The sequence below is a fragment of the Sphingomonas sp. ABOLG genome, assembly GCF_003950435.1.
In the GTDB taxonomy this organism is placed as follows: domain Bacteria; phylum Pseudomonadota; class Alphaproteobacteria; order Sphingomonadales; family Sphingomonadaceae; genus Sphingomonas; species Sphingomonas panaciterrae.
In genome coordinates, this window is record NZ_QQWW01000008.1 from 1 (window position 1) to 19,027 (window position 19,027).

Here is a 19,027-nt window from a genome sequence, read left to right on the forward strand (position 1 = left end):
GGTGCAGAGTCTGGTGCGCAACGCCTCGGGCGCCGTGGAGGGCCTGATCGTCGAGGTGGAGGACACCAATCCCGACCGCTACGTGCAGATTCCGCTGACCGGCCTCAACGTCGTGCAGCGCGGCGAGCTGGTCACGCGTCATGGTGGTCGACAGGTCGCGATCGTCGCCGCGCTGCACGACGTTGAGGCCGGTCAGCGGAATCTGCACGTAGCGGTCGGGATTGGTGTCCTCCACCTCGACGATCAGGCCCTCCACGGCGCCCGAGGCGTTGCGCACCAGACTCTGCACCTCGCCGATCTCGACATTGTTCGGGCCGATGAGGTCGGCGTCGAGCAGCTGCGCCTCGCTCAGCCCCAGCGCGACCGGCGTCGGGCCAGCGGCGGCGGCATTGGCCTCGGCGGCGTCCTCCATCCGCTCGGCGGCGGCATCGCGGCCGTTATTGCCGCAGCCGGCGACCAAGGTAGCGGCGGCAAGTGCGAGAACCATGGTCTTCATCTATCTTCTCCCTTGGCGGACAGCATCAGGATAACCGGGGCGGCACACATCTGTTCCGAAGCGGCACCTTGCAGGTGGGGAGCGGGGTCGTTACGACTACAGATGTAGTCAATGAGGATGTGCCCGTGTTCCGCAAGATCGCCCTCGCCTGTACCGCCATGCTGACTGTTGCCGCTAAGCCGCTTCCCGCCCCGCCCGAGGCGCTGGCGGCGATCGGCGCGCGGATCGATGCGGAATGCGCCGAGGGGCGGTTCTCCGGCGTGGTGATCATCCGCATCCGGGGCCGCGAGGCGTTGCAGCGCAGTTGCGGGATGGCGGATATCGTCAATCAGGTGGCGATGACGCGCGACACGCGGTTCAAGATCTATTCGGTCAGCAAGTATATCACCGCGCTCACCGTCATGGCGCTGGTCGAGAATGGCGCCCTGTCGCTGGACCAGCCGATCACCACCTATATCGCCGATGCGCCGGCGGAATGGTCGGGCGTCACGCTGCGCATGCTGCTGAACCATACATCCGGAATCGACGACCTGACGCTTCCGCTGCTGTATCACTATCGCAGCGATCATCCAGCCGCGATGCGCGACCTCTTCGCCGCGCTGACGCCGGGCGAACGAGCACTGAAGAGCGCGCCCGGCATCGCGCGGCGCTACAACAATTTCGGGTTCGAGCTGCTCGCCGACGCGGCGGCGCGGGCGACCGGCACGCCCTTCGCCAGCCTGGTCGAGCAGATGGTGTTCCGTCCCGCGGGGATGCGCAGCGCCAGCATCGAACCGCCGTTGATCGAGGCCGGGCACCTCGTCCCCGTCAGTGAGCCGGGGCTGGCCAAGGGCTATAATGGCGAGCGCGGGGCGCTGAGCGAGGCGGTGAACTGGGCGTTCGTTCAGCTGGGCGCGGGCGCGGTGCGGGCGAGCGCGGCGGATTTCATCGCGCTGGATGCAGCGCTTCGCCAAGGCAAGATCATCGGCCCGGCGATGCGGACGGAGATGATCCGCGACCCCGTGGTGCCGCCCGACGGCAAGGCGGGCGCGGCGTTCGGGCTGGGCGTCGCGATCCAGTCGCCGCGGGGCACGACCATGATCGGTCACACCGGCGGCACCAACGGCTATATCACCGATTTCCAGCGCTTTCCCGACGAGGACGCGATGATGATCGTCCTGTCCAATCGCGGCACGACGCGGACGGCGTGGATGTATGACCATGTCGCGGCGGCGCTGATCGCGGCGCGCTGACGCCCCGCCCCGCCACCGTGCCATCGCGCCGTTGCGGCCGGCAAGGTTGACTCGGCGGCCCGCGATCATCAAATTCGGAAGATGTACGCTTCCGCGACATTCAGGCGCTTTCGCCACCACGCCGGGCAACTCGCCGCGCGCCCGTAGCCCGGGCTCCGGACGGCCGCGCGCCGCCTGAGTTCGGGCCTTTGTCGATCAGACCTGTGGGCAGGGCCGGACAATTCCGGATTCCTGCCGTCGATAAAGCGGAAGAAAGCTGAACTGTCATGGACCATCACCCCTCGATTGCGGTGGAATCGCCGCCAATCTTCCTCGTCGCGGACGAATGCGACGCGCTGGCCGAACTGGCGTTGAGTGCCGAGCGCCGGCACCCCCGCGCCGCCGCGATGCTGCTGGCAGAGCTGGACCGCGCCGAAGTGTGCGACGCGGCCGACCTGCCCGACCAGACCGTCGTGATGAATTCGCGGATCGAATTCGTCGACGAGAAGAGCGGCGCACGACGCATGGTGGAGCTGGTCTATCCCGGCGACGCCGACATCGCGCAGGGCCGCGTGTCGATCCTGACCCCGATCGGGGCCGGGCTGATCGGCATGCGCGCGGGCCATTCGATCAGCTGGCCCGACCGCGACGGGCGCGAGCGCCTGCTGCGCATCGTCAGCGTCACGCCGATCAGCGGGACGTAAGCGGGTGATCGAGGAACTCGCCCGCCACCGCTGCACCGACGCCGCCGGCCTGACGGTCTTCGTCGTGGAGCAGCGCGCGGTGTTCACCTCGCACGATGCGAACGGGCAGCACCACCGCTATGGCGCTGCCCGGCTGGCGATGCTGAACGGCGAGCCGGTCCGCTATGTCGACGAGCGCACGTTCAGCGTCATCGCGAGCGGCGACATGATCGCGCATGATCCGGTGCGGTGCGGCTGTTCGCCGGCGCCCCGGATCATGGCGCGCGAGGGCGCCGAGGCGCCGGCGCCCCTGCTGGGCTGACCCTAGGCGCGCAGCGCCAGCCCCTGCAGCTCGCCATTGTTGCGCCAGTCGGCGAGCAAGGCGTTGAAGGCGTTGATGCCCGGCGCATAGGTCTGCCCCGCCTGGCCGCCCTCCAGATCGCCCTCATTGTTGTAATAGCCGGGCGTGCAGCTTTCGAGATAGGCGCGGTTCACCACCGACAGCTTCTTGATCGTCGTGACCCAGGCGTCCTGCGCCTCGGGCGTCGGCTCCACCTCGGTCGCGCCGCGCTTCTTCGCCTCGGCGATGATATAGGCGATGTGCTGCGCCTGATCGTCGAACATCGCGGTCATGTTCACCGACAGGCCGTTCTGCGACACGCCGATATAGAACCAGTTGGGAAAGCCGGTGGTCGCGAAGCCGTGCAGCGTCTTGTACCCATTGGCCCAATGATCGTGCAGCAGCACGCCATCGCGCCCCTTGATGTCGAAGCCGACGCGGCGCTTGAACGAGGTCGTGATCTCGAACCCCGAGGCGTAGATGATGCAATCCACCTCGTACTCGCGGCCGTTGGCGACGAGGCCCTTGGGCGTGATCCGTTCCACGCCCTTGCTTTCGCTGACGTCGACCAGGGTCACGTTGCGGCGATTGAAGGTGGGGAGGAATTCGTCGTTGAAGGTCGGCCGCTTGCAGAACTGACGATACCAGGGCTTCAGCTTTTCGGCGGTGTCGGGATCCTTCACCACCTCGTCCACGCGCTGGCGGATGCGGTTCATCTTGCGGAAGTCGGCCACCTCGGCATGCTGGATCGCGGCCTGCGGCCCCATCGTCTTCGCGTTGCGGATGACGAAGGACTGAACCTCGCGGAAGATCGAGGTCCAGTTATCGTTGACGAGATCATGTTCGAACGGGCGGCCTTCGATAATGTCGGCGAAATTGTGCCGCCGTGCGCGCTGCCAGCCGGGTTGCAGCGACTGCGCCCATTCGGGATCAGTGGGCTTGTTGCCGCGCGTGTCGACCGATGAGGGCGTGCGCTGGAACACGTAGAGCTGCTTGGCATGGCGGCCGAGCGCGGGGATGCACTGAATCGCGGTGGCGCCGGTGCCGATGATCGCGACGCTCTTGTCCTCCAGCTTCCACAGGTTTCCGGTCGTGTCGCCGCCGGTATAGCCATAGTCCCAGCGGCTGGTGTGGAAGCTGTGCCCTTCGAAGCTTTCGATGCCGGGAATGCCGGGCAGCTTGGCGCGGCTGGCGGTGCCGAGCGCCGAGACGACGAAGCGCGCGCGGATCGCATCGCCGTGATTGGTGCGGATCACCCAGACCTTTTCCGCGTCATCCCAGGCGAGTTCGGAGACGCGCGTCTGGAACAGCGTGATCGGGTAGAGATCATAATGTTTCCCGATCCGCTGGCAGTGTTCGTAGATTTCGTTGACGTAGGAATATTTCTCCTTGGGGAGGTAATTCAGCTCCTCGAGCAGCGGCAAATAGCAATAGCTTTCGATGTCGCATTGCGCGCCGGGATAGCGGTTCCAATACCAGGTGCCGCCGAAGTCGCCGCCCGCCTCGATGATGCGCAGGTCAGTGACGCCCTTTTCCTTCAGCCGCGCGGCGGCGAGCATCCCGCTGAACCCGCCGCCGATCACCGCCACCTCGACGAAATCGGTCAGCGGTTCGCGGGTGAAGCCGGGTTCGACATAGGGGTCTTCCTCGGCGTAGCGGGCATAGTCGCCGGACAGCTCCTTGTACTGACGGTCGGCATCGGTGCGCAGGCGCTTGTCACGTTCCGCCTTGTAGCGCGCGCGCAGCGCCTCGATGTCGAAATCAGCCTCGAGCGCCGCCTCCTGGGTCTCGCTGTTGCTCATCGTGCCTCTCCGTTCTTTCTTGAGTAGGTCGCCCCGGCGCTATTCTGCGGCGTAGGCGAGGAAATCGGGGTCATAGGCGCGCTCCGGCTCGGCGCGGACGCGGCGGTCGAGCCGCTCGGCATCCTCGCCCACCAGGATGCGCCAGCGTTCGGCCTTCACGCCATCGAGGATGATCGTCGCGGCGCGCGCGGCGCTGGTCGGCGCGAGTTCCTCGAACCGCTTGGCGAGCATCGCTTGCGCCGCCTCCAGCGCGGCATCGTCCATCGCGTCGGCGCCTTCCATGCCGATCATCTTCAGATGCTGGCGCAGCTTGCGGCGCGCGACATCAGTCATCCCGCCCGACAGCACGCGGCGCGAATTGAGGCCGATCGGCGTGCCGATGCCGCCGGGCATGACGATCGACGCCCTGATGTGCGGGGCATAGTTGCGCAGGTCCGTCACCAGCGCCTCGGTGAAGCCCTTCACCGCGAATTTCGCCGCGCTGTAGGCGGTTTGCGAGACCCCGGGCATCAGCGCCGCCCAGAAGCCGTTGGCGCTGGAGGTGTTGACGATATGCCCTTCGCTCGCCCGCTCCAGCATCGGGAAGAAGGCGCGGCAGGAATAATAGACGCCGAACCAGCAGATCTGGAACACGCGGTCCCATTCGGCGCGGTCGTCGAGCACGAAGCTGCCGCCGCCGCCGATGCCGGCATTGTTGAAGAGGAGGTGGATGTGATCGCTCTGGTGATCGCGCGCGACCTCCGCGGCGAAGCGTGTGACCTGATCCTCGTCGCCGACGTCGGCGATGTGGCTGGTGATGCGCACGCCCTGCGGCACGCCGTCCGCCTCGCACAGCGCCACGGTTTCGGCCATGCTGTCGGCGAACAGGTCACACATCGCGACGCTGGCGCCCTCGGCAACGAGCTGGCGCACCAGTTCGCGGCCCATGCCGGTGCCACCGCCGGTGACCACCGCCAGCTTTCCGCCGAAATCCTTCATCGCGATGCTCTCCTTGTCGTGGTGGCACGGCGCTGGGTCACGCGGTTGCGGCCGTCTTTGGGTGGAGGCGCAGGAAACCGGGCGCGCGCATCGGGTCGCCGGGCTTCAGCTTGGTCGCCATGTCGGGGAAGTTGGGCAGGGATTTCGCCGCCTTGGGATCATAATGCGTGCGCTCCCCGAAGAAGCGCAGCGTCAGCGTGCGGCGGCGCTGGCCGGGGCGCGTCGGCGCGCCGCCGTGCAGGGTGCGGAAGTGGAAGAAGATGACGTCGCCCGGCTCGACCGCCCAGGAAACGATGTCGTGCCGGTCACGCTCCGCCTCGACATCGGGCAGGCGGGGGAGCGACAGGCGATCGTCGATCGGGCGGGTGTCGTCGTTCGGGTCGAAGGCGGAGGTGTTGTACATCGGGCCCAGATGCGAGCCGGGGATGAATTCCAGGCTGTCCTCGCGCGTGAGCGGTTCGAAGGTGATCCAGGCGACGGCATTATCCTCGCCATCCATCGGGAGGTAGGAGCCGTCCTGATGCCAGGGGGTGCGGCGGGTATCGCCGCCTTCCTTCAGGAACACCTGTTCGTAGATGAACCAGACGGGATCGCGGCCCCATAATTGCGCGCACGCCGCCGGGATCGGCGAGCTTTCCAGCATCTCAGCATAGCCATCGAGCACATCAGGGTGAAAGGAATCGTTGTAGAACAGCGGCGTGCCGTCCCGCTTCAGCGCGGGGGCGTTGCGCGGCGTCGGATTGGCGAGGCTCCATTCCCACGCCCGGAGCGTGGCGGCGAGTTGCGCGGGATCGAGCAGGCCCGGGATGTGGACCACCCCGTCCCGCTGGTACGCGGCACGCTTTTCCGCCCAGTCGACGACCATGGCATCCTCTCGCTTTTGGCGAAGAACCTATAACGTGTTTCACTTATGTCAAACGCAAAGCGGCGGGTGGACGAAGCGGGACGTGTGGGGCGAACCGGGTGCGTGCTGCTGCGTTGCCGCTACAGAGCGGGGCGGTATGGCCCGGTGGACAGGAGCGAGGCGAGGCATGCGACAATGGCGGGCGACGGCTGGAACGATACTGATCCTTGGCGCTCTCCTCGCCCAACCCGCCTCCCCTGCCCTTGCCCGACAGAGCGCGATGCCGGCCGCGGCGCGCTCGGTCACCCCCGCCTCCCCCGCCGCATTATATGGCGACCTGTTCCGCGCGGTGCAGACGCTGCGGATCTTCCCTGACGGCAAGACCTTCGTCGATGCCACGGCAAAGCGTGACCCGTCGGCGATCATGGCGGATTACCGCCGGCAGCGGCCGCGCGATGCGGCGGCGCTGCGTGCGTTCGTGCTGGCCAATTTCACCGTGCCGGGGGTCAACGATCGCCAGCCCGGCGATCTGAGGCAGCATATCCGCAGCCTGTGGCCGATGCTGGTGCGGCCCGCCGATCCGGTGGTCGCGGGTTCGTCCGCGCTGCCGATGCCGCAGCCCTATGTGGTGCCGGGCGGGCGCTTTCGCGAAATGTATTATTGGGACAGCTATTTCACGATGCTGGGCCTGGCGGTCGACGATCAGCAGCCGCTGGTCGAGACGATGCTGGCGGATTTCACCGACACGATCGAACGCTATGGCCATATCCCCAACGGGATGCGCAGTTACTATCTGGGACGATCGCAGCCGCCCTTCTTTGCGCTGATGCTGGACCTGTCGAAGGACGAGGACCCGGCGCTCGCCGCGCGGCGGCTGGCGGCGCTGAAGCGGGAACATGCCTATTGGATGAAGGGCGCCGCCTGCCTCGACGCGAGCGGGGCGTGCGCGCGGGTGGTGCGGATGCCCGATGGCACATTGCTGAACCGATATTGGGACGATCGCCCGCTGCCGCGCGACGAATCCTACGCCGAGGATGTCGCGACCGCCGCCGAGGACCCCTCACGCGGCGCAGAGGTGATCTATCGCCACCTGCGCGCGGGGGCGGAAAGCGGGTGGGATTACAGCAGCCGCTGGCTGGCCGATCCGAAGCGGCTCGCCTCGATCCGCACCACGGAGATCGTGCCGGTGGATCTCAACAGCCTGATGCTGATCATGGAGGAGGCGATTGCGCGGCGTGCCGGGGCGGCCGGGGATCGGGCGACTCAGGCGCGGTTCACCAGACTGGCGCAGCAGCGGCGCGCAGCGCTGAACCGGTATTTCTGGGTCGCCGATCAAGGGCGCTACGGCGATTGGGACCGGGTGACGCAGGCGCCGACATCGGCGGTGACCGCGGCGATGCTGTATCCGCTGTTCGCGGGCGCTGCCTCGCCCGAGCAGGCGCGCGCTGTTGCTGCCACGGTGCGCAACACGTTGCTGGCGCCCGGCGGCCTGCGCACCACGCCGCTGCGCACCGGGCAGCAATGGGATGCGCCCAACGGCTGGGCGCCGCTGCAATGGATCGCGATCGCCGGATTGGAGAAGAATGGCGAACGCGCGCTGGCGAAGGAGATCGCGCGGCGCTGGCTGGGGACGGTCACGGCCGCTTATGCCGACACCGGCAAGATGCTGGAGAAATATGACGTCGAGGAGCGCAAGCCCGGCGGCGGCGGCGAATATCCGACGCAGGACGGTTTTGGCTGGACCAATGGCGTGACCAGCGCGCTGCTGGAACGGTATCCCGACCTGTAGAGGCGCGGCGCGGCTCAGCCGGCGCCGCCGCGCCCCGACAGTTCCGGCCGGGCGGCGAGGTTTTCCACCAGCTTGCGCGCGATGCGGCGCAGGGTTTCGCCCTCCTCCGGGGTGAGCGCGGGGTTGGTCACCATCTTTTCAGGGACATGCCGCGCCACGTCGCGCAGCTTGTCGCCCTTTGCCGTCAGTGAAATGAGCACGCGGCGCTCATCCTCCACGTCGCGGCGGCGCGCGATGAGGCCGTTCGCCTCCATCCGCTTCAGCAGCGGAGTCAGCGTGCCACTGTCGAGATACAGGCGGCGGCCGATCTGGCTGACGCTCTGCCGGTCATTTTCCCACAAGACCAGCATGACGAGATATTGCGGGTAGGTGAGCCCCAGTTCGTCGAGCGCCGGACGATACAGCCGGGTCAGCAGGTTCGAGGCGGCGTAGAGCGGGAAGCACAATTGCCATTCGAGCTTCAGCGCCTCCGACGCGAAATCGGCCGGCAGCGCTGCCGCGCCGCCAGAATGCATGTCCTGATCCATCTGCCTCTCGCCCATCATCCGTGACTCCGGCTGCGCTTGAACCGGCTATCCAGCGGATACGGCCTGTTACAACAAGGTCGTGGTAGCACGCAGCACGGAGCATCGCTTATTGTATTGTGCGCAATCTAGCTGCGCGCTACTATAAGCGAGTCGGCGTGAGAAAAGCGTCGGCGCATCGTGGCGCCACGAGCGTCACACCCATTGAGAGGTTCGAATGCGCTATTCGACCATGAGCGCTGCCTGTGCGGTGCTGTTTGCCGCGACGCCGGTTGCGGCTGATCCGGCCGCCACACCACAGATGCAGTTCCTGCGCGGTACCGTGACGGGCGTCTCGCCCGCCGCGCTTCGCGTCAAGACCGCCGCCGGTAAGACCGAGACAGTGAAGCTGGCGCCAGACTGGAACGTCCAGGTGACGAAGCCGGTGTCGGTGGAGCAGATCAAGAGCGGCAGCTTCATCGGCACGGCGGAAATGCCGCAGGCCGACGGCACCGGCCGGTCGCTGGAAGTGCATGTGTTTCCGCCGGGCGTGAAGGTCGGCGAGGGGCATTATGGCTGGGGCCTCAAGAAAGGCTCGATGATGACCAACGGCACGGTCGGCAAGGTCGTCGCCAGCCCGCAGGGCCGATCCTTCACCGTCAGCTATCCGACCGGCAACCGCCGCATCGTCGTGCCGCCCAGGACGCCGATCGTTCAGATCGGGCCGGGCCCGCGATCGCTGGTCAAGGTCGGCGCGCGGGTGTTCATCCCGGCGGCGATGACGCCCGGCGGGCTGGCGACCAATTCGGTTGCGGTCGGCGCCAACGGCTCCGCGCCGCCGATGTGATCGGCTGAGGAACCGAGTTCGGCCGGGAGGGCGAAGCGATGAAGGCGGACAGACCGGCCGGACGTGGCCGGGTCCTGATCTATCGCCATGGTCCGATCGTGCGGCTGACGCACTGGATCAATGCGACGTGCATCCTGGTGCTGCTGCTGAGCGGCCTGCAGATCCTGTGTGCCCACCCGGCCTTCTACTGGGGGGACACGTCGCGCTTCGCCGATCCGGCGGCGGCGATCGTCACCACCACCAATGATGATGGCGAGACGCGCGGCGCGCTCAGGATGTTCGGCCGGACGTTTGACACGACCGGCGTCCTGGGCGCGTCGCGCACCACTGACGGACAGATGGTGCCGCGCGCCGTGCCGGCCTGGGCGACGTTGCCGGCGGAGCTTGACCTCGGCGCGGGGCGACGCTGGCATTTCTTCTTCGCCTGGATCTTCGTGCTGAACGGGATGCTTTATGTGGCGCAAGGGCTGGCGAGCGGGCGGGTGCGCCGCACCTTGATCCCCGGTCGCGCCGATCTGGCGCATCTGGGCCGTGCGATCGCCGATCACGCGCGGTTGCGCCTGCCGCATGGCGAGGAAGCGCGGCGCTACAATGTGCTGCAGAAACTGTCCTACCTGCCGGTCGTCTTCGGCCTGTTGCCGCTGATGATCCTGACCGGGCTGGCGATGTCGCCGGCGGTCAACGCGCTGCTGCCGTGGCTGACGGTGATGCTGGGCGGGCGGCAGAGTGCGCGCTTCCTGCATTTCCTTGCGGCGGGCGGGCTGGTGCTGTTCGTGGTGGTGCATGTCGCGATGGTGGTGCTGGCCGGCCCGCTGAACGAGCTGCGATCGATGATCACCGGATGGTTCGCGATCCGGCCTGAGCCGCCAGCGAGCGTGGAGGAGCGCGCGGCATGAGCGATCGTGCGATCAGCCGCCGGGCGTGGCTGCGCGGCGGCGGCGCCTCATTGCTCGGGCTGGCGACCGCCGGGTGCGACCGGCTGACGCAGTCGCAGGCGGTCAACCGGTTGCTGTCGAGCGCCGACGGGCTGAACCAGGCGCTGTATGACCTGGCCGGTGATCGCACGCTGGCGCGCGAATATCCCGCCAGCGCGATCTCGCGCGATTTCCGCGCCAATGGCAGCACGCAGCCGGACAGCGAGGAATATCAGGCGCTGGCGGCGAACGGCTTTGCCGACTGGCGGCTGGAGATCGGCGGGCTGGTCGAACGGCCGCTGTCGCTATCGCTGGCCGATCTGCGCGCGGCTCCCGCTCGCCGGCAAATCACGCGGCACGATTGCGTCGAGGGATGGTCCTGCATCGCCGGGTGGAAGGGGGCGCGGCTGGGGCCGCTGCTCGACCGCGCGGGGCTGAAGCCGCAGGCGAAATATCTCGCCTTTTACTGTGCCGACACGCTGGAGCTGACGCTGGACGGCACGGGTGATTATTACGAGACGATCTCGCTGCTGGACGCTTATCACCCGCAGACCATCCTTGCCTACGAGATGAACGATGCGCCGCTGCCGGTGGCGCATGGCGCGCCGGTCCGCCTGCGGGTCGAGCGGCAGCTGGGGTACAAGATGGCCAAATATGTCATGCGGATCGAGACGATCGAGCGGTTCGACCACCTTGGGCTGGGCAAGGGCGGCTATTGGGAGGATCGCGGCTACCAATGGTTTGCCGGGATCTGACCGCGCACAATCTGCGAGATCCCACAGGGGCGCGGAGCGTGCGGCGCATTGGTGCGTTTCCTTTGTGGTTCAAAGGAGTAGCCGGTGCAGAAAAAGTGGGTGATCGCAGCGTCGATGGCGGCGCTGATGGCGGGGTGCAGCGTTCAGGATCAACCGGCTCAAAATGGCGCCGCAGGGGCAGAGGCCCAGCAGGAGGCCAAATGGACCAGCAAGACAAAGGACCAGTTGCGCAAGGCGATCGACAATCGCGCCGCGCACGGCCTCGACCAGATGCCATTCGCCGTCGAGGGCGAGGATGACGCCGCGCTGACCAAGGCGGCGCTGACCTATGCCAAGGCGCTGGCGAGCGGCGCGACCGATCCTTCGAAACTGTATGAGGTCTATACCGTACCGCGGCCCAAGGTGGACCTGGAACAGGGTCTCCGCGGGGCGCTGGCGGCGGGTGATGTCGGCAAATGGCTCGACAGCCTGGCGCCGCAGGACGCCAATTATCGCCGCCTGTCGCAATCCTATTTGGAGCTGCGCCGCCCGGATGCGACCGCCAGCCCGGCGGTTCCGGAAACGGGCAAGCTGATCAAGCCGGGCGCCAGCGATCCGCGCATCCCGATCATCGCGCGCCAACTGGTGGTGCTCGACTATCTCGATCAGGGGGCGGCGAACGGCAATGCCTATTCCCCGGCGATGGTGGCCGCGGTGAAGGCGATGCAGGCCGATTACGGGATGGAGCCCGATGGCATCATCGGCGACGACGCGCTGTCGATCCTCAACATGTCAGATGCCGACCGGGCGCGCGCGATTGCGGTGAACATGGAACGGCTGCGCTGGCTGGAGCGCACGCCCCCGGCGACGCGCATCGACGTCAACGTCGCCGCCGCACGGCTCAGCTACTGGCGCGACGGCAAGCTGGTCGACAGCCGCAAGGTGGTGGTGGGCGAGCCCGATACCGAGACGCCGCAGCTTGGCTCCCCGATCTTCCGCCTGGTCGCCAACCCGACCTGGACGGTGCCGCGGTCGATCCAGGAAAAGGAGATCGCCAAGAAGGGCGCCGGCTATCTCAAGGCCAACAACATGGCGTGGAAGGACGGGTGGATCGTCCAGCAGCCGGGGCCGAAGAACTCGCTGGGGCTGGTCAAATTCGACATGCAGAACGACCATGCCATCTATCTGCACGACACGCCGGCCAAGCCCATGTTCGGCATGATCCAGCGGCAGCGCAGCCACGGCTGCGTGCGGGTGGACGATGCGCTTGGCTTTGCCGAGATGCTGGCCCGCGACGGCGGCGTGCTGGACGAATGGAACAAGGCGCGGGCGACCGGCAAGGAAACCTTCGTCAAGCTGCCGGCGCAGATCCCGGTGCGCATGCTGTACCAGACGGTGCTGTTCGACGAGGCCGGTGCGCCGGTGATCCGCAACGACCCCTATGGCTGGAACGACCGGGTTGCCGAGGCGCTGAAACTCGACGGTCATTCCTCGCTGCGGGTCCGGCGCGGCGGCGCCGATGTCGGGCCATAAGCCTGGCGGGAAAGGGATGGTGTGACGAAGATCACAGCGCAGCGTGCGCGGCGTCACTGCACGCGGGGGCCAAAGGCGCGAAGAACATGGTGTCGTCGCCGCCGCCTCGTGTGACGTGCGGCCCGGCGCTTTGATCGACGCGAGTCCCTAGGTCGTCGACGATTCACTGGCGGAATCGACCGCTGCATGACGTGGCAGGCATGATGCCTGCCGCCTCTGACCCCCAAGGCAGCGGGAACTGCGGGGACGGATAACACCGTCCCCGTTTCTTTTCGTGCCACCAGGGGACAGATGCTTCGTCCTCCTGCACCTGATGGTTTATCTTGTTTTCCCCTGGCGCTGCGTGCCGCTAGAAACGGGTGAACACGCCGGCAGGCCGCCGTTCATCGGCTTTGCCGGTGACCGCAGGCGAACGGGCGACGCAGGGCGAGGATGGACAGGGGCGAGGAGCGGCTGGACGGCTGGAAGGCGATTGCGCGCTATATCGGCCGCGATCGTTCCACCGTGATCCGCTGGGCGAACGAACGCCAGCCTCCGGTCCATTCGCTGCCCGGCGGCAAGAGCCGCACCGTTTATGCGCTGCGCAGCGAGCTCGACGGCTGGGTGCGGGGCGACGGCGATGCGCCGCACCAAGCCGAGCCGCCCCCAGCCGAGCCGCAACCAGACCCCGCCGACGCACCCGAACCCGACCTGCCACCGGCTGACGGCGTCGTGGGTGCCGGATGGCCGCGCGAGCCCGCACCGGCGATAGCGCCGCGGGCAGCGACGTCCCGGCACGAACAGTCGAAGCGGCGTCGGATCAGCGTCGCCGTGGCGGCCTTCCTCGTCCTGATCCTGGGTGCGCTGGCGCTCGGCAGGTTTGCGCCGGGCATTCTGCCGACACCCGGCGCCCCTTCCCCAGCCGCGCTGCCGCTGCCCCCGGCGATGCACCGCCAGGTGCTGGAGGCGCGCGATGACATTGCCTCGCGGTCGGCCGAGCGGCTGCAGCGCGCGATCCAGACGCTGACCCGGCTGAGCAACCATGCGCCCGACCACCCCGCCATTCGCGCCGCGCTGGCCGAAGGGTATCTGCTGGCGCGCGAATTCGGCGCGCTGCCTGACGCGCTGGCGCTGGAAAGGGCCGAAAGCGAGGCGGAGGCGCTGCTGGCGACGACGCCGCAATCCGCGCCCGCGCTGCGCGTGCTAGGCGTCGTCGCCTATTGGCGGGACCGTGATCCGGCGCGAGCCGGCGCGCTGTTCCGCCGCGCGATCGCCGCTGCGCCGCAGGATGCACTGGCGCGTCAATGGTATGCCAACATCCTGTCCGACAATGGCGAGGACGCAGCGGCGCTGCGCGAGTTCGACGTCGCGCGCGCGCTGAATCCCGGCGCGCCCTATCTGCTGGCCGATTATGCCTGGGCCTTGTGGAACGCGGGACATGACGAAGAGGCGGAGACGCTGCTGCGCGAACTGGCGCGTGCCTATCCCGCGCTCGCCAGCGTTCACGACTGCCTGAGCGTCATCGCTCTCTCCCGCGGGGATCGCACAGGCTATGCCCGGCACCTGCGACTGCGCGCCGAGATCCGGCGCTCGCCCGAACTCGCGAGCTATGCGCGGGTCGTGGAGCAGATGGCGCCGCGCAACGCGGCCGCGCTGTACGACGTGATGCTGACCCGCGCGCTATCGCAGGCGGAGGCGAGCGCCGATCCGGATCATTCCTGGGCGGCGTTCGTCGCCAGCGTCTTTGGCGACCGCACACAGCTGCTCGCGACGCTGGCGCGGGCGCGCGCCAATGGCGAACAATGGGGTGCCGCCGGCTTCACCCGCCGCATCGCCCGGCGGTGGCGCGGTGATCCGCAGGTAACCACGCTGCTTCCCCCGCTCGCGCAGGAACGCATCGAGGGATGATCCGCCATGTTGCGACACTTTGCGACGCAATGAGACTGGCCCGCGCACGACCACTTTCCCTAGCGTTCCCCAACACTTGCACAGCGCGACCTTCGGGGGAGGGTCGCCGCAGCGGGGGCAATGGCGATGAACACCCAGGCAGCAGCACGCCAGCAGATCGAACCGATCGCAGAGCCGTGGCCAGTCGCAGAGCCGTGGCCAGCCGCGCCGCCCGAGGGGACGGCGATCACGAGTCAGGCCGCCGTGCGGCGCTCGAGCCGGGTGCGGGCGGGCGACAGCTTCGACTGTTTCGACCGGGGTGCCGCGGCGATGGTGGAAAGCGGTGCGCTGATTGCCGAGCTGACGATGACCAATGGCGCGACGCTGCCGCTGGTGCGTTTTTCGGCCGGCGATGTGGTGCCGGCGCTGGATACATTGTCCGCCCCCGCCTTCTCGCTTGCCTATCGCGCCGAGCAGCCGACGCAGATCGCCTGGCTGGATGACGATCACCGCGCCGGCTGGGTGCGCGAGCGTGCGACACGGGCACGCGAGGCGATGCTGTTTTCCAGCATGCGGCAACTGACCTGCCTCGCCTGCCTTCCGGCCACGTATCGCGTCTATGTGGAATTGCTCCGCGCCGCACGGTTGGCGCGCGGGCGAACCTTTGCGCTTCCCACGCATGGCGAGCTGGCAGCACGCGCCTCCACCACGCGCGAGACGGTGTCGCGCGAGCTGTCGGCGCTGCGCCAGGATGGCGTGCTGTCGAAGGGGAAGGTGGTCACGATCGTCGCACCCGACGCGCTGCTGCGCCGGATCGGCCGCGCGCTGAACCTGGAGGATGCAGGCGACGTGTGGGAGAGCATCGGCATCGCGCGAACCGGGGTGGGCAGCGCCTGATCCCGGCGGCGGCGCACTGCCGCGGCTCGCCTGTCGGGTTCAAGGCGGAAGCAGGGGCGGCCACGGCTGGCAGCCTTGCCAACATCACGGCCGTCGAATATCGATTTCGCGCATGATTGCCGCGCGATAGCGGCACTATTGGCCGGGCACGACGGCCCAGCAACACTTTGCAACATTGATGGTCGGCAATGGTTTGGCAACGCGCCAGCCCATAGCAATGTCGCATGGCTGCCGTCCAAACATGCATGGCCCACAAATTAGACTCTGCTTGACGGTGCAAAGTCGACTGTTAGCCTCACTGAACTAGGAACAGCGACGACAGGCGATCGAATGCGCCTGTCTGATCGTCAATCATAAGCGCTGCCAAAAGGCGCATGTTCCATCCACGCAGGGGAAACACATAACCTTAGCCATAGGGGGCCATATGCGTGTGTTCGTGCGTTCTGTCTTGAAGTCGGGGCGTGTTCCCGACGACGGCAAGTCTGCCTGTTATCAACATGCTGGCGCCGAACAACATTCCCCGCCGTCGCGATTTCTCGTAAAGAACTGGCTGTCGTCGCCCACCCTTCCATCCGATACCGCGCCGAAGCGGGCGATGCGCCGCGCCTTGCTGAGCGCCATGCTGCTGACCGGGGCGCAGGCGGCCTATGCACAGGATGCGCAGCCGGTGCCGGCCGCCCCCTCCCCATCGCCGAATCTGACGCCTGAACTGGTGCCCGACGCCGCCGACCAGCTTGGCGAGGCAGCCGCCGCCGAGGGTGATGGCGGGACGATCACGGTCACGGGATCGCGCATCGTGCGCAACGGCTATGACGCGCCGACGCCGGTGACGGTGATCGGCCTTGCCGACATCCAGGCCTCCGCCCCGGCGAACGTCGCCGATTTCGTCAACCAGATCCCCTCCGTCGCGGGCAGCGTCACACCGTCCAACACGCAGCGCGTGCTGAGCGGCGGCACGGGGGGCATCAACACGATCAACCTGCGGTCGCTGGGCACCACGCGAACGCTGGTGCTGCTCGACGGACATCGCTCGGTGGGCTCGATCGCGCAGGGGACGGTGGACGTGAACACCATCCCGCAGGGGCTGGTGAAGAGCGTCGAGGTGGTCACCGGCGGCGCATCGTCGGTCTATGGATCGGACGCGGTGGCGGGCGTCGTCAACTTCATCCTCGACCGCGAATACAAGGGGCTGAAGGGCGAGGTCAGTTATGGCGAGACCACCTATGGCGACGACCAGAACTGGCGCGCGACGCTGACCGGCGGGGTCGAGTTCGCCGACGGGCGCGGCCGCGCGTTGCTGAGCGGCAATATCGTGCGGCGCGATGGCGTGCGTGGCGCCGGGCCGCGCGCGTGGCAGAACCGCGGCGTCCACCTGATCCAGAACCCGCGCTATGTCGCCGGCAACGGCCAGCCGGAATATATGGTCGCCGGCCAATCGGGGCTGAACACCACCACCGGGGGCGGCATCATCACCTCCGGCCCGTTGCGCGGCACCTATTTCGGCCAGGGCGGCACGGTGAACCGCTATGATTATGGCAACAACCGGCTGAACAACCTGCCCTGGACGATCGGCGGCGACTGGCAGATCAGCCAGCATTATTACGGCACGTCGATCCAGCCGGGCGAGGACCTGACCAGCGTGTTCGGCCGCTTCAGCTTCGACGTGCTCGACAACTTCCAGCTGTTCACCGAGCTGTCGTACAACCGCAGCAAGCAGGACAGCTGGGGCGGCTATCACACCGACAAGGCGAATGTGTCGATCCGCGGCGACAATGCCTTCATCCCCGCCGCCGTCCGGTCGCAGCTGAACGGCGCCGGCTTCACATTGGGCACGTGGAACCAGGACATTCCGACCCGCGAAAGCCATTATGACCGCAACGTCCAGCGTTACCTGGCGGGGTTCGAGGGATCGTTCGATCTCCTGGCGCTCGAATGGAAATGGGACGGTTATTACCAGCGCGGCATCACCAATGCGAAGGAAGCGCTGATCTCCGCCAATCGCGTGAAGCTGGGCTTTGCGCAGGATGCGGTGCGCGATGCGACCGGCGCGATCGTGTGCCGCGTGACGCGCGACGGCAGCACCGACCCGCTGGCGGCCGGGTGCGTGCCGTTCAACCGCATGGGGATCGGCGTCAATTCGGCAGCGGCGGTCGATTACATCATGGGTGCGCCCTATGCCGATCGGCGCATCCAGCAGGACGTCGCCTCGCTCAATTTCAGCACCAATGTCACCAATCCGTGGCTGAAGCCGATCGGACTCGCGTTCGGCGTGGAAAGCCGCAAGGAACAGATCGATGGCTATGTGCCGGCCGAATATGCCGCCGGCTGGTATTCGGGCAATTTCACGCCGACGATCGGATCGTACACGGTGACCGAGGCGTATCTGGAATCGCTCGTTTCACTGCCGCTGAACATCGAGTTCAACGGTGCGGCGCGCTACACCAGCTACAGCGAATCCGGCGATGTGGTGACGTGGAAGGCGGGGCTGAGCTGGGAGCCGATCAGCGACCTTCGCCTGCGTGCCTCGCGATCTCGCGATATCCGTGCACCCAATCTGTCGGAGCTGTTCCAGGGCGGCGCGCGCAACACCAATTCGATCGGCGATCCGTGGCAGAACAACCTGTCGATCCGCTACACGCAGACGGTGACCGGCAACCTCGCGCTGGAACCTGAAAAGGCCGACACCTGGGGCTTTGGCGCGGTGTTCCGCCCGTCGTTCATTCCCGGCCTTGGCCTGTCGGTCGATTATTATGACATCAAGATCAACGGCGCGATCGGGACGCTGGGGCCGCAGGAGATCGTCGACCGCTGCTTCACCGGCAACATCGAATTGTGCCGCCGGTTGCAGGCGGTGATCGGCAACCAGGTCATCCCGTTCGGCAGCAACGGTTTCACCAACACCGCCGGGCCGGGACCGGCCGTCAGCGAATATCTGATCGCCAACAGCCCGTATAACTTCCTGTCCAACCGCGCACGCGGCATCGATTTCGAGCTGAGCTATCAGTTCGATCTGGCCGACGTGTCCGCCACGCTGCCGGGCACGGTCAGCTTCCGCGGCATCGCCACCCATTATCTGGAGGCGTCGGAATCGAACGGGGTCAATGCGCCGACCGACACCGTCGGGCAGACCGCCGGGGGTGGCCCACCGAACTGGACGTACCGGGCGACGCTTGGCTACGCGCTGGACAATTTTTCAATGCAGGTGATCGGCCGCGGGATCAGCGCGGGCGTGTACAACAATGACTGGGTGGAGTGCGCGATCAACTGCCCGGCGAGCAACACGATCAACCGGACGATCCTGAACAACCGGGTCGACGGCGCCTTCTACGTCGACACCTATTTCGCCTATGACCTGCCGATCGGCGGTGCCAAGAGCCAGCTGTATCTGCGGGTCGCGAACCTGTTCAATCGCGATCCGGCACCCGTCGGCAAGGGGCCGTCCGACACGTCCAACGTCGACCTTGGCATCAACCAGACGTTCTTCGACTATCTCGGTCGCACGTTCCGGCTGGGCATCCGGTTCGACCTGAAATGAGCCGCTGAGCGCCGATCCCCGGCCGGCGGCGCGATGCTGCCGGTCGGGGGCGGCC

Annotated in this window: 16 protein-coding genes; 11 read left to right on the top strand and 5 right to left on the bottom strand. The window is 67.0% G+C overall.

The features are described from left to right. A partial coding sequence (locus CA236_RS10770; RefSeq protein WP_125945592.1) for a hypothetical protein occupies window positions 1-496 on the bottom strand: 496 nt, incomplete at its 3' end. 125 nt (window positions 497-621) lie between these two features. On the opposite strand from CA236_RS10770, the gene CA236_RS10775 reads away from it, so the two are divergent. From CA236_RS10775 to CA236_RS10785, 3 genes are all read left to right on the top strand, one after another. Next, window positions 622-1,728, top strand: a complete 1,107-nt coding sequence (locus tag CA236_RS10775; protein ID WP_125945593.1) for a serine hydrolase domain-containing protein — start codon at window positions 622-624, stop codon at window positions 1,726-1,728. Between the two features lie 266 nt (window positions 1,729-1,994). Then, window positions 1,995-2,411 carry a nucleoside diphosphate kinase regulator gene (rnk, locus tag CA236_RS10780; RefSeq protein ID WP_125945594.1) on the top strand — a complete coding sequence of 139 codons (417 nt, stop codon included), beginning with the start codon at window positions 1,995-1,997 and terminating at the stop codon, window positions 2,409-2,411. A gap of 4 nt (window positions 2,412-2,415) precedes the next feature. Next, complete coding sequence (locus CA236_RS10785) at window positions 2,416-2,712, top strand: hypothetical protein (RefSeq protein WP_125945595.1); 297 nt, start codon at window positions 2,416-2,418, stop codon at window positions 2,710-2,712. Window positions 2,713-2,714: 2 nt separating this feature from the next. Here CA236_RS10785 and CA236_RS10790 read toward each other — a convergent pair whose 3' ends face one another. Genes CA236_RS10790 through CA236_RS10800 form a run of 3 tightly spaced genes read right to left on the bottom strand, consistent with a single transcriptional unit; the run spans window position 2,715 to window position 6,375 of the window. Continuing rightward, window positions 2,715-4,532, bottom strand: coding sequence for an NAD(P)/FAD-dependent oxidoreductase (locus tag CA236_RS10790; RefSeq protein ID WP_125945596.1), 1,818 nt, complete (start codon window positions 4,530-4,532; stop codon window positions 2,715-2,717). Between the two features lie 39 nt (window positions 4,533-4,571). Continuing rightward, window positions 4,572-5,510 (bottom strand): SDR family NAD(P)-dependent oxidoreductase, encoded by a 939-nt coding sequence (locus tag CA236_RS10795; RefSeq protein WP_125945597.1) that lies wholly within the window; start codon window positions 5,508-5,510, stop codon window positions 4,572-4,574. Window positions 5,511-5,547: 37 nt separating this feature from the next. Then, on the bottom strand, window positions 5,548-6,375 hold the full coding sequence (locus CA236_RS10800) for a phytanoyl-CoA dioxygenase family protein (protein ID WP_125945598.1): 828 nt from the start codon (window positions 6,373-6,375) through the stop codon (window positions 5,548-5,550). A 259-nt stretch (window positions 6,376-6,634) separates the two neighbouring features. Here CA236_RS10800 and treF point away from each other — a divergent pair, with 259 nt between their 5' ends. After that, window positions 6,635-8,143 (top strand): alpha,alpha-trehalase TreF, encoded by a 1,509-nt coding sequence (gene treF, locus CA236_RS10805; RefSeq protein ID WP_125945702.1) that lies wholly within the window; start codon window positions 6,635-6,637, stop codon window positions 8,141-8,143. Window positions 8,144-8,157: 14 nt separating this feature from the next. On the opposite strand, the gene CA236_RS10810 is transcribed toward treF, so the two are convergent. Beyond that, window positions 8,158-8,658 carry a MarR family transcriptional regulator gene (locus CA236_RS10810; protein ID WP_046406861.1) on the bottom strand — a complete coding sequence of 167 codons (501 nt, stop codon included), beginning with the start codon at window positions 8,656-8,658 and terminating at the stop codon, window positions 8,158-8,160. Between the two features lie 226 nt (window positions 8,659-8,884). Here CA236_RS10810 and CA236_RS10815 point away from each other — a divergent pair, with 226 nt between their 5' ends. The 7 genes from CA236_RS10815 (at window position 8,885) to CA236_RS10845 (ending at window position 18,972) form a co-directional block, all read left to right on the top strand. After that, window positions 8,885-9,493 carry a hypothetical protein gene (locus CA236_RS10815; protein ID WP_046406855.1) on the top strand — a complete coding sequence of 203 codons (609 nt, stop codon included), beginning with the start codon at window positions 8,885-8,887 and terminating at the stop codon, window positions 9,491-9,493. Between the two features lie 38 nt (window positions 9,494-9,531). Then, on the top strand, window positions 9,532-10,389 hold the full coding sequence (locus CA236_RS10820) for a cytochrome b/b6 domain-containing protein (RefSeq protein WP_125945599.1): 858 nt from the start codon (window positions 9,532-9,534) through the stop codon (window positions 10,387-10,389). Next, the gene (locus CA236_RS10825; RefSeq protein ID WP_125945600.1) at window positions 10,386-11,162 is read left to right on the top strand and encodes a molybdopterin-binding protein; all 777 of its coding nucleotides are present in this window, start codon (window positions 10,386-10,388) and stop codon (window positions 11,160-11,162) included. The genes CA236_RS10820 and CA236_RS10825 overlap by 4 nt, the downstream gene beginning before the upstream one ends. Before the next feature lie 84 nt (window positions 11,163-11,246). Continuing rightward, entirely contained in the window at window positions 11,247-12,674 is a 1,428-nt protein-coding gene (locus CA236_RS10830) for a L,D-transpeptidase family protein (RefSeq protein ID WP_241212611.1), read from the top strand. A gap of 432 nt (window positions 12,675-13,106) precedes the next feature. Further along, window positions 13,107-14,561, top strand: coding sequence for a hypothetical protein (locus CA236_RS10835; RefSeq protein WP_125945601.1), 1,455 nt, complete (start codon window positions 13,107-13,109; stop codon window positions 14,559-14,561). Between the two features lie 120 nt (window positions 14,562-14,681). Continuing rightward, window positions 14,682-15,437, top strand: coding sequence for a Crp/Fnr family transcriptional regulator (locus CA236_RS10840; RefSeq protein ID WP_125945602.1), 756 nt, complete (start codon window positions 14,682-14,684; stop codon window positions 15,435-15,437). Window positions 15,438-16,032: 595 nt separating this feature from the next. Beyond that, window positions 16,033-18,972, top strand: a complete 2,940-nt coding sequence (locus CA236_RS10845) for a TonB-dependent receptor (RefSeq protein WP_052742371.1) — start codon at window positions 16,033-16,035, stop codon at window positions 18,970-18,972. Window positions 18,973-19,027 lie beyond the last annotated feature (55 nt).

What these genes read in the sequence shown, in the direction of transcription:
- rnk (WP_125945594.1), top strand. Translation starts at nt 1,995, where the DNA reads ATGGACCATCACCCCTCGATTGCGGTGGAATCGCCGCCAATCTTCCTC.
- CA236_RS10790 (WP_125945596.1), bottom strand. Translation starts at nt 4,532, where the DNA reads ATGAGCAACAGCGAGACCCAGGAGGCGGCGCTCGAGGCTGATTTCGAC.
- CA236_RS10795 (WP_125945597.1), bottom strand. Translation starts at nt 5,510, where the DNA reads ATGAAGGATTTCGGCGGAAAGCTGGCGGTGGTCACCGGCGGTGGCACC.
- CA236_RS10800 (WP_125945598.1), bottom strand. Translation starts at nt 6,375, where the DNA reads ATGGTCGTCGACTGGGCGGAAAAGCGTGCCGCGTACCAGCGGGACGGG.
- treF (WP_125945702.1), top strand. Translation starts at nt 6,635, where the DNA reads ATGCCGGCCGCGGCGCGCTCGGTCACCCCCGCCTCCCCCGCCGCATTA.
- CA236_RS10810 (WP_046406861.1), bottom strand. Translation starts at nt 8,658, where the DNA reads ATGCATTCTGGCGGCGCGGCAGCGCTGCCGGCCGATTTCGCGTCGGAG.
- CA236_RS10815 (WP_046406855.1), top strand. Translation starts at nt 8,885, where the DNA reads ATGCGCTATTCGACCATGAGCGCTGCCTGTGCGGTGCTGTTTGCCGCG.
- CA236_RS10820 (WP_125945599.1), top strand. Translation starts at nt 9,532, where the DNA reads ATGAAGGCGGACAGACCGGCCGGACGTGGCCGGGTCCTGATCTATCGC.
- CA236_RS10825 (WP_125945600.1), top strand. Translation starts at nt 10,386, where the DNA reads ATGAGCGATCGTGCGATCAGCCGCCGGGCGTGGCTGCGCGGCGGCGGC.
- CA236_RS10835 (WP_125945601.1), top strand. Translation starts at nt 13,107, where the DNA reads ATGGACAGGGGCGAGGAGCGGCTGGACGGCTGGAAGGCGATTGCGCGC.
- CA236_RS10840 (WP_125945602.1), top strand. Translation starts at nt 14,682, where the DNA reads ATGGCGATGAACACCCAGGCAGCAGCACGCCAGCAGATCGAACCGATC.
- CA236_RS10845 (WP_052742371.1), top strand. Translation starts at nt 16,033, where the DNA reads ATGCGCCGCGCCTTGCTGAGCGCCATGCTGCTGACCGGGGCGCAGGCG.